The 13648-nt window shown below is 70.2% G+C and carries 15 protein-coding genes and 1 tRNA gene; 8 read left to right on the top strand and 8 right to left on the bottom strand.

Features of this window, described 5'->3' with window-relative positions:
• Nucleotides 1-131 precede the first annotated feature (131 nt).
• Entirely contained in the window at nt 132-575 is a 444-nt protein-coding gene (locus tag ISP_RS01590) for a hypothetical protein (RefSeq protein WP_013222275.1), read from the bottom strand.
• Nucleotides 576-647: 72 nt separating this feature from the next.
• Between ISP_RS01590 and ISP_RS01585 the strand changes: the two genes are divergently transcribed.
• Complete coding sequence (locus tag ISP_RS01585) at nt 648-884, top strand: hypothetical protein (RefSeq protein WP_071831587.1); 237 nt, start codon at nt 648-650, stop codon at nt 882-884.
• 383 nt (nt 885-1267) lie between these two features.
• On the opposite strand, the gene ISP_RS01580 is transcribed toward ISP_RS01585, so the two are convergent.
• A tRNA-Lys gene (locus tag ISP_RS01580) sits at nt 1268-1340 on the bottom strand.
• 111 nt (nt 1341-1451) lie between these two features.
• Here ISP_RS01580 and ISP_RS01575 point away from each other — a divergent pair.
• Nucleotides 1452-1988 (top strand): AAA family ATPase, encoded by a 537-nt coding sequence (locus ISP_RS01575; protein ID WP_013222274.1) that lies wholly within the window; start codon nt 1452-1454, stop codon nt 1986-1988.
• A gap of 52 nt (nt 1989-2040) precedes the next feature.
• Here the strand turns inward: ISP_RS01575 and ISP_RS01570 are convergent, their stop codons facing one another.
• Complete coding sequence (locus tag ISP_RS01570; RefSeq protein ID WP_176742151.1) at nt 2041-2889, bottom strand: COG1361 family protein; 849 nt, start codon at nt 2887-2889, stop codon at nt 2041-2043.
• 210 nt (nt 2890-3099) lie between these two features.
• Between ISP_RS01570 and ISP_RS01565 the strand changes: the two genes are divergently transcribed.
• Entirely contained in the window at nt 3100-3642 is a 543-nt protein-coding gene (locus ISP_RS01565; RefSeq protein ID WP_013222272.1) for a DinB family protein, read from the top strand.
• A 4-nt stretch (nt 3643-3646) separates the two neighbouring features.
• Here ISP_RS01565 and ISP_RS01560 read toward each other — a convergent pair whose 3' ends face one another.
• The gene (locus ISP_RS01560) at nt 3647-4288 is read right to left on the bottom strand and encodes a TMEM175 family protein (RefSeq protein ID WP_013222271.1); all 642 of its coding nucleotides are present in this window, start codon (nt 4286-4288) and stop codon (nt 3647-3649) included.
• A gap of 68 nt (nt 4289-4356) precedes the next feature.
• On the opposite strand from ISP_RS01560, the gene ISP_RS01555 reads away from it, so the two are divergent.
• Nucleotides 4357-5964 (top strand): class-II fumarase/aspartase family protein, encoded by a 1608-nt coding sequence (locus tag ISP_RS01555; RefSeq protein WP_014466529.1) that lies wholly within the window; start codon nt 4357-4359, stop codon nt 5962-5964.
• A gap of 102 nt (nt 5965-6066) precedes the next feature.
• Nucleotides 6067-7065, top strand: coding sequence for an SCO0930 family lipoprotein (locus ISP_RS01550; protein WP_013222269.1), 999 nt, complete (start codon nt 6067-6069; stop codon nt 7063-7065).
• A gap of 15 nt (nt 7066-7080) precedes the next feature.
• On the opposite strand, the gene ISP_RS01545 is transcribed toward ISP_RS01550, so the two are convergent.
• Nucleotides 7081-7794: a DUF4383 domain-containing protein gene (locus tag ISP_RS01545; RefSeq protein WP_013222268.1), complete on the bottom strand. Its 714-nt coding sequence runs from the start codon at nt 7792-7794 to the stop codon at nt 7081-7083.
• Between the two features lie 190 nt (nt 7795-7984).
• On the opposite strand from ISP_RS01545, the gene ISP_RS01540 reads away from it, so the two are divergent.
• Complete coding sequence (locus ISP_RS01540) at nt 7985-8881, top strand: serine hydrolase (RefSeq protein WP_013222267.1); 897 nt, start codon at nt 7985-7987, stop codon at nt 8879-8881.
• A 6-nt stretch (nt 8882-8887) separates the two neighbouring features.
• Here the strand turns inward: ISP_RS01540 and ISP_RS01535 are convergent, their stop codons facing one another.
• Both ISP_RS01535 and ISP_RS01530 read right to left on the bottom strand, forming a co-directional pair.
• Nucleotides 8888-10096 (bottom strand): alpha/beta hydrolase, encoded by a 1209-nt coding sequence (locus ISP_RS01535; protein WP_013222266.1) that lies wholly within the window; start codon nt 10094-10096, stop codon nt 8888-8890.
• A 144-nt stretch (nt 10097-10240) separates the two neighbouring features.
• On the bottom strand, nt 10241-11203 hold the full coding sequence (locus ISP_RS01530; RefSeq protein ID WP_013222265.1) for an alpha/beta hydrolase: 963 nt from the start codon (nt 11201-11203) through the stop codon (nt 10241-10243).
• A gap of 155 nt (nt 11204-11358) precedes the next feature.
• Here ISP_RS01530 and ISP_RS01525 point away from each other — a divergent pair, with 155 nt between their 5' ends.
• Nucleotides 11359-11808, top strand: coding sequence for a MarR family winged helix-turn-helix transcriptional regulator (locus ISP_RS01525; protein ID WP_013222264.1), 450 nt, complete (start codon nt 11359-11361; stop codon nt 11806-11808).
• Nucleotides 11809-11845: 37 nt separating this feature from the next.
• Entirely contained in the window at nt 11846-12688 is an 843-nt protein-coding gene (locus tag ISP_RS01520; RefSeq protein WP_013222263.1) for an SAM-dependent methyltransferase, read from the top strand.
• Here the strand turns inward: ISP_RS01520 and ISP_RS01515 are convergent.
• Nucleotides 12685-13623, bottom strand: a complete 939-nt coding sequence (locus ISP_RS01515; RefSeq protein ID WP_230468679.1) for a patatin-like phospholipase family protein — start codon at nt 13621-13623, stop codon at nt 12685-12687. The genes ISP_RS01520 and ISP_RS01515 overlap by 4 nt on opposite strands.
• Between the last annotated feature and the right edge of the window lie 25 nt (nt 13624-13648).

Genomic DNA, 13648 nt, shown 5'->3' with positions numbered 1-13648 from the left:
AGGCCTGCCGTACTGTACTCTGAATTGACCCACAGTACTGTTTTCAGTACTGAACTATTCCGGGTCTTCGCCCCGGGGCGGGGGGGCCCCCCCCCCCCCCCCCCCCCCGCCACCGGAAATGATCAGCCGTATTATTGCCAGCCGAGCTCGGCCAGCTGTTTCGCGGCTTTGCCCACGGGCCAGAAGCTCACCTTGTCCAACCGGCCCGACTCGGTCCGGAACTTGAAGCCGCGGCTGTACAGGCCACGCACCCGACGTACACCGGTCACCTCGGCGCGCGCGATCCGGATCGGCACAAGGACCCGGACACGCAGCTCGATCTGGTCTCGGCTGACCAGCAGGACGGCGAACGGCCACGTCGCGCTGACGCCGTTGACGATGGCCCCGCCCCGCAGCACGAGGTCGTAGTCCTCGTCCCGTAGCGCGGCAATCCGGCGCGCGTACTTCGGGGCCGGCGGCGGAACTTGGCCGAGACCGCCGGTCTTCTCCCGCCACCGGGCCCCGACGAACACCGTCGTCACCAAGAGAGCGCAGATCGCCAGCAGGACGATCCCCATCTCCGCGCGGGAACTCATCGACGTTTCTCCCGTGTCACCGGCGAAGCATCTCAGTCGAACGGATTCGTCAGCCAGTCCCAGACCTTCGGGATGTGGAACGACGCCGGCCACGCCACCGTGTGTACCTCGAAGGCAGCGGCAGCCCCTCGGCGCCCGCGCCGCCGCCCAGCCGTGCTGAAGATCGCGCAATCGTACTGGCAGCGGCATCCCGACCAACGTAATCGGGCATCAGCCGTGATCACAGCAGTCGAGGTCCTTGGCAACCTCAACGACCACAACGCACCACACGACACCATCTGGCAGCAGATCAACCTGTTTCACGCGTGACAACCACCGGTGGCCTTCAGCCTCGGCTTATGTCACGGTCAGCTTGTGTTCATCGCTACCGGCGACGTAGCGAGGTGCCATCGATTCCGTTCGGTAACCGGGCCTTGAGCTGGGGAAACACAGTCTCCCTCGACTACGGCTCAGCGCCGTGGGGCCACGGCAAGAAGGCACCGACCGCACCCCCGAATCAGCGTCGATTCCCTGCAGCAGCAACAAAACGGCCGCCACCAGCAGATCGAACACCCGGGTGCCGACATGCACGCGCAGGCCAACCCGATCACCGCAACCCGGGACCTCAGCCATACAACGCGCCCCACAGGTCCACCTGACCTGCGGAAGACCACAAGAGCTAGCGTTTCCACAGGTCAGACGCATGATCGTAGTGGGCCGCCTGGGGCTCGAACCCAGAACCTACGGATTAAAAGTCCGCAGCTCTACCAATTGAGCTAACGGCCCGTGCCCTCAGTTTAGCCAGGCCCCGGTGCGCCCCTCGCACGCCGGGTCCGGCTGAGGCTCTCGGGAAGGTCAAGACTGGTTCTTCACCGGTCGGCTGGCCATCATGCCTTCATGCCTGGTTCCCTGCTGATCCTCACCGGGCCGCCCGGTGCCGGGAAGTCGACCGTTGCGCGGATGGTGGCTGCCGATGGCGTGCGGCCTACCGTGCACCTGCATACCGACAGCTTCTACGTCTGGATCCGGACCGGGTTCGTGCCGCCTTACCTGCCTGAGGCCGCCCGGCAGAACGAGGTCGTGCTCGGGGTGATCGCCGAGGCCGCCTGCGGGTACGCGCGCGGGGACTTCGACGTGGTGCTGGATGGTGTCGTCGGCCCCTGGGCGCTGCAGCCGTTCCGGGAGGCTGCGAAGCGCGACGGTCTGGACCTCTACTACGTCGTGCTGCGACCCAGCCTCGAAGCCACTCTCGCTCGGGGGACGGCCCGCGAGGCGAAGGAACTCGTCGACGTCGAGCCGCTGAAGGGGATGCACGCCGCGTTCGTCGGGCTCGGTGCGCTGGAACGGCACGTCATGGACACCACCGAGCAGGCCGCCGAAGAGACCGCCGACGCCGTTCGCCGCCGGGCGCGCTCGGCCGCGTTCGCGCTCTGATCCTCTGTGGACGAACGTGGACGCGCGGGGCCCCGACCCCGCGCGCACGCCGTCAACACTGGACGAACAGGCCCGTGTACGCGGTGCACTTCTTGGACGACTTGTCGTTGGCCGCCTCCGGGTCGGCCGGCGTGCTCGCCGCTCGCTGAGCCGTCGCCGTGAACGCTCCCCATGCGAAGAAGCCGCCTTCCGACGTGAACTTCGCCGTGGCCGAGGCGCCCGGGGCCAGGGTGCCGATCGCGCAGGTCAGCGTTGCGCCTGAGCGGGTGCAGCCCGCCATCGAGACGACCGTGCGGCCGGAGCCTGCGCCGGCCGTCACGCGGACGCCGGTCGCGGTGGCCGGGCCGGTGTTCGACACCTTGATCACGTAGTCGACCTGGGCGACGAAGCCGGCGCGCGGGGTCGCCGTCAGCACGACCTTGACGTCGGCCTCGTCCGGCGGGGCGATCGTGACGGCCGGGCCGTCTTCGACGGCGAACGCGTAGTTGTCGCCGGCGAACTGGTGCTGGAGCGTGAACTGGCCGGGTGCGACGTCATCCTTGACGCGCAGAGTGAACGTCACCGTCCGGCTCTCGCCCGCGCCCAGGTCGCCGACGCCGCCGCGGAAGCTGCTGAGGTACGGCGCGCACGGCGCGATCGTCCCGGTGCAGGAGACCAGGTCCACCACGTCGGCGATCGGCTTCTCCTTCACGTAGAGCGCCGCTTTCGCGCCCGTGATCGTGAAGTCCGTCGGGTTGGTCAGCTGTTCGGTGACTGTGAACGTGGTGCCCGCGCGCACGGTGGTCGCGCTGACCTCGATCGTGCTCGCGGGCGGGGCTGCCGACGCGACGGCGGGCGACGCGCCCAGCGCCGCGGCCGCCAGCGCGGCCAGCACAGCGGCTCTTCGTCCGGTTCGCTGCATGTTGTGATCTCCTGGTTCCGAACCGAGGGGTGCCGCTCCGACCGGTGAAACTGGCGTGCGCAGCAGGGGTGACGAAGATCAGATCGGCGCACCCCGAAATTCGTTACCGGGTTCGCCAAACCGTGCTGAACTGGGGTTTCGCGGCGGTTGCCCGATCACCGACCACGGCGGCGAACCGAAATTGTCGGACCCCTGTGGCACGCTCCGCACATGACCGAACACATGATCCCGGTGGCGGCCCCGCCCCGCCTGACGGCCCCCAGAACCGACCCGGCGCCGGTCGCGGACGAGCGCCGGGCCCTGACCGAGAGCCTCGACTACTACCGGCGCACGTTCGAGCTGAAGTGCGCCGGTCTGGACCCGGCGCAGCTGGCCGAACGCTCGGTACCACCGTCCACATTGACCCTGCACGGACTGCTGCGGCACCTCACGGGCTGCGAACGCTGGTGGTTCCGGATCCAGTTCACGGGCGAGGACGTCCCGAACCTCTACTACTCCGACGACGACCCGGAGCAGGACTTCACGGACCTGGGTGGTGATGTCGACGAGGCGTTCTCGTTGTGGCACGCCGAATGCGCGCGCTCCCGGGAGATCGTCGCGGCGAGCTCACTGGAGCAGACCGGCATTCGCCGCAGCACCGGCGAACCGTTCACCCTGCGCTGGCTGATGCTGCGCATGATCGGCGAGTACGCGCGCCACATCGGCCAGGCCGACCTGATCCGCGAGCGGATCGACGGCGCGACCGGCGAATGACGGCTCAGGCGGCCGCCGTCCGGCGGCGGAAGCGGGAAAGGAGGCTGACCACCAGCGGAACGACGATCCAGCACGCGTAGGCCCAGTGCGTGAAGAAGGCGACCGGGATCGAGACGGCGAACGCGGCGATCATCGCGCCGATCCCGCGGTAGACCTTGCCGAAGAGCTCCGGCGGGGTGTCCGCGCGATAGAGATGGTTCCGCTTGATCTGCCAGGCCATGAGGAGGAACAGCGTCAGCGCGACGACCTGCACGACGGCGTAGAAGACGAAGCGGAATTCGAACCCTCCCTCTTCGGAGATCACCTTCGTGGCGAAGGGCATGATCACCTGCATCAGGAGCCAGCCGAAGGTGAGGCGGGCGAGCCCGCCGCCGAGCGTGGTGACGTAGTTGAACAGGCGGTGGTGGGCGCGCCAGTGGCCGCCGATGACGATGAAGCTGATCAGGAAGGAGACGTATTCGGACCGGAGATGACCGAGTGACCGCAGCAGTTCGGCGCTGGTGGCGCCCTCCGGCAGCGGCAGCTCGAGCGCGAGCAGCGTGATCGCGATGGCGACGACGGCGTCCGAGAAAAAGGTCAGCCGCTCGGCGGCGATGGCCCGGGCTTCGGAGCCGGCGGTGTCCTCGGCGGACGGGGCGCTGGTCATGGCCGATGAGCGTGCCAGACCCGATCGTGATGCCGTCGCCGAGGTCGGCCGCGTGCGATGCTGACGCCATGACCGTCGACCCCGATTCCGGACTCCTGTCCCCGGTGCGGGCCGGTACGCCGGCCGAAGCGTCGACCGGAGACGAGGCCTGGGTGCGCGCGATGCTCGACGCCGAGGCGGCACTCGCGAGGGCGCAGGCGCGGCTCGGGACGGTACCGCCGGAGGCCGCCGACGCGATCACGGAGGCCGCGGGCCAGGCGCGGATCGACGTCGCCGAGCTGGCGCGGGGGTCGCGGGCGACCGCGAACCCGGTCGTCGGCCTGGTGAAGGCGCTGACGGCGGCGGTCGGCGAGCTCGCGCCCGCTGCGGCGGAGTACGTGCACCGCGGCTCGACCAGCCAGGACATCTTCGACACCGCGATGATGCTGGTCGCCGACCGGACGCTGCGGCCGCTCGCCGCCGACCTCGACGCCACGGCCGAGGCGCTGGCCGGGCTGGCCCGCGCGCACCGGGACACGACCATGGCCGGGCGGACGCTGACGGCCCACGCGGTGCCGACGACGTTCGGGCTCAAGGCCGCGGGCTGGCGGCAGCTGGTGCTGGACGCGGCTGTCCGCATCCGCCGCGTGCTCGACGGCGGCCTGCCGGTCTCCCTGGGCGGAGCGGCCGGAACGCTGGCGGCGTACGTCGAGTACGCGCGCCTCGCCGACGAGCCGAGCGGGGGCGGGGGCGGGGGCGGGGGCGGGGGCGGGGGCAGCACACCAGCCACGGTCCCGGTCCCCGGCGCGAGCATGCCCACCGCGATCCCCGACACGAGCACACCCACCGCGATCCCCCGCGCGAGCACGCCCACCGCAGTCCCCGGCGCGAGCACACCCGCCTCGGTCCCCGGCGCGCCGGAGGCTGCTCGCGATGCGGACGTCGGCGGCTACGTGAACCGGCTGACCGCCGCGTTCGCCGAGGAGACCGGGCTGGCCGCTCCGGTGCTTCCGTGGCACTCGCTGCGGACGCCGGTCGCCGACCTCGCCGGTGCGCTCGCGTTCACCGCCGGGGCGCTGGGGAAGCTGGCCGTCGACGTCGAGACGCTCAGCCGGACCGAGCTGGGCGAGGTCGCCGAACCGGCTGCCGATGGGCGGGGCGGCTCCTCGGCGATGCCGCACAAGCGGAACCCGGTGCTCGCGACGCTGATCCGGTCGGCCGCGCTGCAGGTGCCCGTGCTGGCCGCGGGGGTCACGCAGTCGATGCTCGCCGAGGACGAACGGTCGGCCGGGGTCTGGCACGCCGAGTGGCAGCTGATCCGCGAGTGCCTGCGGCTGACCGGCGGTGCCGCGCACACCGCCGCCGAGCTGGCGCGCGGGCTCACCGCGGCGCCCGGGCGGATGCGGGCGAACCTGGCGTCGACGCACGGGCTGATCGTCTCCGAACGGCTCTCCGCCGTGCTCGCGCCGCTGCTCGGCAAGGCGAAGGCCAAGGAGCTGCTCGGCGAGGCCTCCCGGCGGGCGGTGCGTGAAGACCGGCCGCTCCGGGACGTGCTGGACGAGCTGCCCGCCATCACCGGCGTGCTGACCGCGGCCGCGCTGGACGAGCTGCTGGACCCCGCCGGCTACACCGGTGCGGCGGGCGCCCTGGTCGACCGTGCCCTCGGCGACGGGCCGCAGCCGGGCGGTTCGGACTAGCGGGAAAATTCTTTGAACCGCCCTGGGCGGGTGTCCGTGTAGTGGGTATCAAGCAGCCGCACCGAGCGGCGGGAAAACCCAACGGACACAAGGAGAACTTCCATGCTTCGCACGCGCATCGCCGTCTCCGTCGCCGCGGCGGCAGCCGGGCTGGCAGTGCTCACCGCTTGCTCGGGTGCAGAGACTGCTCAGCCGGTTGTCGCTCCTGCGGCGGCAGGTGGGAACGGGGGCGGCCAGGCCGCCAACGGCCAGGTCGGCAACGCTGCTCCCGCGTCGAACGAGTCGAAACTCGTCGTCGCGGACGTCGCCAGCGTCGGCCAGGTGCTCACCGACCAGAACGGCATGACCCTCTACCGGTTCGACAAGGACACCGCGAAGCCGCCGAAGTCCAACTGTGACGGTGACTGCGCCAAGGCCTGGCCGCCGATGCTGGCCACCGGGGACGTCCAAGTACAGGGTGTCGACAAGAACAACGTCGGGAAGGTGACGCGCTCCGACGGGACCGAGCAGATCACCGTCGGCGGGTGGGCGCTCTACCGCTACGCCAAGGACACCAAGCCCGGCGACGCGACCGGCCAGGGCGTCGGTGGCGCCTGGTACGCGGCGAACGCCAAGGGCGGGAAGGCCGGCCAGGCCGCGGCGACCGGCTCCGAATCCGGCGGCGTCAAGCTCAGCGCCAGCAAGATCGACGGCCTCGGCGACGCGATCGTCGACCAGAACGGGATGACGCTCTACCTGTTCACGAAGGACACCAAGAAGAAGGCCTCCGCCTGCAACGGTGACTGCGCCAAGACCTGGCCGCCGGTGCTCTCGAACGGCAAGGTCGAGCTGCAGGGCATCGACTCGAAGCTGCTGGGCAGCATCAAGCGCCAGGACGGCACCGAGCAGGTCACCATCGGTGGCTGGCCCGTCTACAACTTCTCGAAGGACCTGAAGCCGGGCGACGCGAACGGCATGGGCGTCAACGGCACCTGGTTCGTCATCGAGCCCAACGGCTGCAAGGTCGGCACCACTCCCAGTGCCACCGCCAGCAAGGCTCCGGCGGCTGACAGCAACACTGGGAGCAGCAACGACTCGGGTGGTACCGGCACCACCTACTGAACCACCCCGAACCTCCTAGTGGGCGAGGCCCGGCGGACGCTCTTCACGAGTGACCTCCGGGCCTCGCCCCTTGTGGTCACGACGCAGGAACGACCGGCGACGCGGTTCTTCGGTGACCTGGTCGGAGTTGACCCGGTCGGTGTGGACCCGGTCGGCTTCAATCCGGTCAGTGCGGTCGACCGGGCCGACGCGGTCGGTCCGATCCGTGCGGCCGGTCCGGTCGATCACCTCGGTGCGCTGCTCGGCGACCACCGGCTCGTCGACCGTCTCGTCTTCGGGCAGCAGGATGGTGCGGCGGGCCGGCAGCACCGCGATCAGCAGGCCGAGCGCGGCGATCCCGAGGTGCAGCCACGTGTCGGCGCGCCCGATGTCGAGCGGGTTGCCGGCGTTGGCGAACGGGTTGGTCGAGATGAGGCCGTCGATCATCAGGCCCCACACGAACAGCAGGCCGTAGCCGATGAACAGCAGCCAGCCGAACGCCCGCGCGCGGCCCGAGCCGAACGCGAACAGCAGGCCGACGACGCCGGTCACGACGCGGACCAGGCTCATCAGCGGGTTGGCGGAGAACCGCCAGAACCCGGCGTCGTGGTGCCCGGCGAAGTTGCCGAAGCCGGTCCTTGAGAATCCGATGATGCCGACGACGAGGAACGCGATCCCGGCCAGTCCGGCCAGCACCTGCGCCGGCTGCAGGCCTCGGACCCGGATGCGTGCGCCTTTCGCGTGAACCATGACTCCAGTCCTTCCCAGCGGGTGGTGACGACCGTCACCGCCCTCAGGTACCCCGCGAACACGGTGAGCGAAACGATCCTGCTTGCCCGCAGCGCCCCGGTGTGTTCGCGGATCGGGCCCGGTTCGAGAGCTATCCCACAAACGGGCCCGTTCCGGCGAACAGCGCACGGCCTTCCCGGCAATCCGGAGCATGCGCAAGCTGAGCGGAATCTTCCTGGTGGGGCTGTGCCTGGGGGCGGTCGGCGCGGTGGTGGTGACGGCGCGGCACAGCTCCGCCGCGGTACCCCAGCCCATCGCGGCCGCCGAATTCGTCACACCGACGTCGGCTACACCGACGCCAACACCGACTTCGACGCCGGCTCCGGCGGCCAAGACCGAGCCGTCCGCGTCGTCCGCCACGTCGGCGCCCGCGGCCAAGGGGCAGCCGGCCAACGTGAACGCCGCCGCGCTCGACAACATCGTGGGTGACGGCGAAGTCAGCGCCGTCGTCTTCGATCGGGAACGCGGCGCGGTGGTCACCTCGGTGCGCGCGGACCGCGCGTACACCTCCGCGTCGCTCGTGAAGCTGCTGATTGCGCTTTCCGCACTCGAGCAGGGCGGTCCCGTCGCGGACGTCCAGCGGATGCTGTCCCGCAGCGACGACGACCTCGCGAGCCGGTTCTGGACGGCCTACGGCGGGCCGTCCATCGTCACGCACTGGACCACGAAGCTGGGGCTCACCGGCACCCGGCCGCCGGAGGAGCCCGGTCGCTGGGGCGACACGCGCATCACGGCCTCGGACATCGTGCGGATCTACCGGTACCTGCTCGACCACAAGTCGATCGCGATCCTGAACGCGCTGCACGACGCGACCGAGCGGGGGGCCGACGGGTTCCGGCAGTACTTCGGCATCCCGGACGCCGCCGCCGGGCAGCAGTGGGCGGTGAAGCAGGGCTGGTCGTGCTGCCGGCCGACGCGGATGCTGCACACCACGGGCGTGGTCGGCCACTACATCGTCGTCGTGCTGACCGAGCACCCGGCCAAGGTCGACTACGCGACCGGGTCGAGGCGGGTCACGGAGATCGTCTCGACGCTGCTCGGCGGCTGAGCCGACTCACTGGTCGGCGTCCGTCAGCCCGCCCGCCGCGCCTGAGCGGGGCAGCGGCCACGGCTGCACCCCGCCGGTGGTCTCGACCTGACGGCCCGCCGTGGCGGGCGGGGTCGTGTGGGCGCCGATCCAGGTGAGAATCTCGGGGATCTGGGACTTGAAGGTGTTCATGTTGTGGCCCGCGTCCGGCACCCGCCACGACGAAAACCGGACCGGTGGCCGGACGCCGGCGCGGATCAGCTCGGCCGCCGCGCTCTCGAACTTCTCGTTCTCGCCCCAGATGGCCAGAATGTCCACCGGGGACGGGTGGAGGCGGACCGTGATGCCGACGTTGTTGGCGTCGTCGACGTCCTGACGGCCCTTGTACAAGTTCTCCGTCTCGGCGTCCATCTGGGCACGGTCGTAGCCGCTGACGCTGACCGCCTGGCCGTACCACTGCGGGTGGCGGGTCACCAGGTTCATCGCGCAGTAGCCGCCGGACGACCAGCCGGCGAAGGTCCAGGCCTTCCGGTCCGCCGACACGCCCAGCTTCTGCAGCGCCCACTCCCGCAGGTCCGCCGTCAGGTACGTGTCGTTCGCGGTGCCGTCGACCTCGTCGACGCACTCGGTGTCGTGACCGATCTTCGGGACGCCCGTGGGGTCCGGCATGATCACCACGACCGGGGGCAGCACGCGCTTGGCGATCGCCGCGTCGAGGTGTTCCGGGAGCTTGTACCCGTCGGTGACGACCTCGGGCCCGGACGGGTAGTTCGGGATCCACTCGATCACCGGGAACCGGAGATTCCGGTAGGCCGGTTCGAAGTGCTGCGGCGGGAGGTACACCGTCACGTCGCGGGTGAGCTTGGTGCGCCGGCCGGTCACCTTCATGTGGGCGACGGTTCCCTTGCCCTCCTTGGCGTGCGCCGCACCCACCTCCCGGACGACCTCGAGGTTCTCGCCGTTCGCGCTCGTCTCGGCGTCGATGGTGTTGGCCGCGTAGGCGCCGGTGCCGAGCAGCGAACCGAGTGTCGGGAAGAACCCGCCGATCAGGTTGCCGGCCAGGCCGGTGGTGACGACGATGGAGACGACCGCGCAAAGAATGGTGACGGTGCGCCACAGCAGCTTGCGTTTCCACCGCTCCCAGAACAACGGGATGGCGATGATGGCCAGCAGCGTCACGGCGATCACGACGCTCATCGTGATCGGCGAGTCGAGCCGGATGTTGCTGAGGTGCATGGCAACGGTCCTTCCGGGCGGGCAGAAATGCGCGCCCGGATCGCGGGACTCGCGTATATATCACGTTTGAGCCCCCCGGCACGTTGCGGCCTTGTGACCTCCGCCATAGGACCGCAACGTGCGGTGGGCTCAGCGTTTTCTCAACTATTCGGCCAGAGCGCGGGCCAGCACGGTGACGGCCTGGGTGATCGCGGCCTCGGCGGCGTGCGTCTCGCGAAGCGCGTTCACCATCACGAAGTCGTGGATGATCCCCTGGTACCGGACGGCGGTGACGGGCACGCCCGCCTGACGCAGCTTCGCCGCGTACGCCTCACCTTCGTCGCGAAGGACGTCGGCTTCGCCGGTGATCACCAGGGCCGGCGGCAGCCCGGCGAGCTCGTCGAGCGACGCGCGCAGCGGCGACGCCGTGATTTCCGCGCGCTGGGCGGGATCCGTCGTGTACTGGTCCCAGAACCACTTCATGCCTTCGCGCCCGAGGAAATAGCCCTCGGCGAACTGCCCGTACGACTCGGTGTCGAAGTTCGCGTCGGTGACCGGGTAGAAGAGCACCTGCTGCTTGAAGGTGACGTCACCGCGCTGCTTGGCCAAGATGGTCAGCGCCGCGGTCATGTTCCCGCCGACGGAGTCGCCGGCGATCGCGATGCGGGCGGTGTCGAGGCCCTTTTCCGCGCCGTGCTGGGCGACCCACTTCGCCACGGCGTAGTTCTCCTCGATGGCGATCGGGTAACGCGCCTCGGGCGAACGGCTGTACTCGGGGAACACGACGGCCGCACCGACGCCGGCCGCCAGTTCGCGCACCAGCCGCTCGTGGGTGTGGAAGTCGCCGAACACCCAGCCGGCGCCGTGGATGTAGACGATCACCGGCAGCGGGCCCTCGACCCCGGCGGGGCGCACGATCCGCGTCTCGACGTCGCCGTTCGGGCCGCCCGGGACGCTCAGCACCTCGATCTCGGCGGGGGCCATGGCGACTTCGCCGTCCTGGACGCCGTCGACGGCCTTGCGCCCCTCCTCCGGCGCCAGCTGGAACAGGTACGGCGGCTGGTCGGTGGCCTCCGCGAACGCCTGCGCGGCCGGTTCGAGAGCCAGGTTGTGCGGGTTGGCGGTCATGTCGTCCTCCTCGTGGGTGGAAGCTGATGCCTAGAACGTAGCTCGCAACTCAGTTGTGCACAACTAATTTGAAGTCAATGAGATGCAGGGCACTTAAGTTGCCGCCCAGCCGGAACGCGCGCACCATGGACAGCCAAGGGAAAGAGGAGGACGCCATGGCATCGCTGCGGCTGGACGACCAGCTCTGCTTCGGGCTGTACTCGGCGTCGCGCGCGGTGACGTCGCTGTACCGGGTCGTCCTGGAAGACCTCGATCTGACCTATCCCCAGTACCTGGTCATGCTGGCGCTCTGGGACCGGGACCACCGGCTGGTGAAGGAGCTCGGCGCCGAGCTGAACCTCGATTCGGGCACGCTTTCGCCGTTGCTCAAGCGGCTGCAGACCGCGGGCCTGGTGGTCCGCAACCGGCAGGCCGACGACGAGCGCTCGGTGCGCGTCAGCCTGACCGAAAGCGGGAAGGCGCTGCACGAGAAGGCGCGGGGCGTCCCCGACGTGATCGGCGCGGCGATGGGCCTGGACGAAGCCGGGCTCGCCCGGATGCGCGCCGAACTGGACCGGTTGACCGAGTCCGTCAACGCCTATCGGGAGGCGTTGTCGCCGGCGTGATCGTTCCCGTGGCAGCATGGGCCGCGAAGGGGTGGTCATGATCAACCACGATGACGCGCTCAAGGCCGTCGCAAGCAGCCTCGACCGGCCGTCCGCCGCGCGGATCTACGACTACTTCATCGGCGGGAACACCCACTACGCGATCGATCGCGACTTCGCCGAGAAGGTCCGCGCCCGGCTGCCGCTGATCGGCGAGTACTGCCTGACCAGCCGGCAGTTCCTCGGCCGCGCGGTCCGGCAGTGCGTCCACGAAGGCATCCGGCAGTTCGTCGACGTCGGCTCCGGCCTGCCGACTGCGGGCAACGTGCACGAAGTCGCGGATGACACTAGTCCGCGGCTGGACACGCGGGTGCTCTACATCGACAACGAGCCCATCGCGCTGGCCCACTCGACGCTGCTGCTCGCCGACACCGCCGACCCGGAGCGCCACCACGCGATCGCCGCGGACTTCCTGCAGGAGGACGACCTCTGGGAACGGGTGAAGGCGTCGGACATCATCGACGTGCGCGAGCCGATCGCCCTGGTGGTCAACGCGGTCATGCACTTCGTCAAGGACGAGCAGGACCCGGACCGGCTGCTCGCCTTCTACCGCGAGCGGCTGGCCCCCGGCTCGCTGCTGGTGCTGTCGCAGATGACCAACGAGAACCCGGTGAACGACGACGAGCGGCAGGCGCTGCTCGACCTGCTCGAGTACTACGAGACCACGACGAACCCGGGCTTCCTGCGGACGATGGCCGAGTTCGAACGCTTCTTCGGCGGCTGGCCGCTGCTGGAGCCGGGGCTCGTCTACGCCCCGGCGTGGCACCCCGACGAGCACACCGTGTTCGCCGGTTCGCCGTCCGAGTCGCGGGTCATCGGCGGCGTCGCGCGCAAGCCCTAAGACGCTTCGCGCAGTCCGTCCAGCACGTCGAGGACCGCGCTCTTGCCCAGGTCGACGGCCCGGCGCAGCACCTCCGGGTCGCGCTCCAGCACCGCCACGTCCGGCGCGCCGGCCGGCGGGCGGACGCTCAGGATGCGCGGGTCCGTCGTCAACGTTTCTTCGTCCTCGACGTCCCGCCGGTAGGTGTCCTGCCACGCCGGGATCGCGCCGGGGGCCTGGCGCCGCAGGAACCGCGGCACGACGACGTCGTGCATCCGCGGCGGCCGCACCGGCAGCTCGTCGGCGCGGCGGGTGCGCAGCACCAGGACGTCGGTCGCGCCCTGGGCGAGCGCGGTGCGGTACGGGATCGGCTCGGCCACGCCGGCGTCGACGAACCGGCGGCCGGCCATCGGAATAGGTGGCCCGGCCAGCACCGGCATGCACGACGACGCGGCGAGCGCGACCTTCACCGCGTCGACGTCGTCGAGGAAGGGGTGCAGGTCGGTCGACTCCCCCGTGTCGGCGTCGGTGGCCAGCGGGTGGAAGGTGACCGGGTTGGCCAGGATCGCCGGGAAGTCCATCGGCTCCAGCACCGAGTAGACCTGGTGCACCAGGTATTCGAGGTCGATCACCGCGCGGCCGCGCAGGGTGTGCAGCGGGTTGATGATCCGGCGCATGACCACCGGGTTCCACCACGTCCGGACCCCGGTCGCGGACCGGCCGCAGAGCAGCCAGGCACCGTTCAGCGCGCCGGCCGACGAGCCGTAGACGGCGTCGAACGCCGGTGTCACGCCGAGTTCGTCCAGCGCCAGGACCATGCCGCTGGAGTACGTGCCGCGGCTGCTGCCGCCCTCGATGGCGAGCGCGAGGCGCCGGCCGTCGGTGCGCTCTCCCGGGACGCTGCCCGCCGCCATCCGTTCGGAGATCAGTTCGAGTACCGGGTGCACTCCTCCCATCCTGGTCGTTTCCCGGACGAAGTCG

The organism is Amycolatopsis mediterranei (assembly GCF_026017845.1).
In the GTDB taxonomy this organism is placed as follows: domain Bacteria; phylum Actinomycetota; class Actinomycetes; order Mycobacteriales; family Pseudonocardiaceae; genus Amycolatopsis; species Amycolatopsis mediterranei.
Note: the sequence above shows the minus strand (reverse complement) of the source record. Positions and strands in the feature narration are given on the sequence as shown.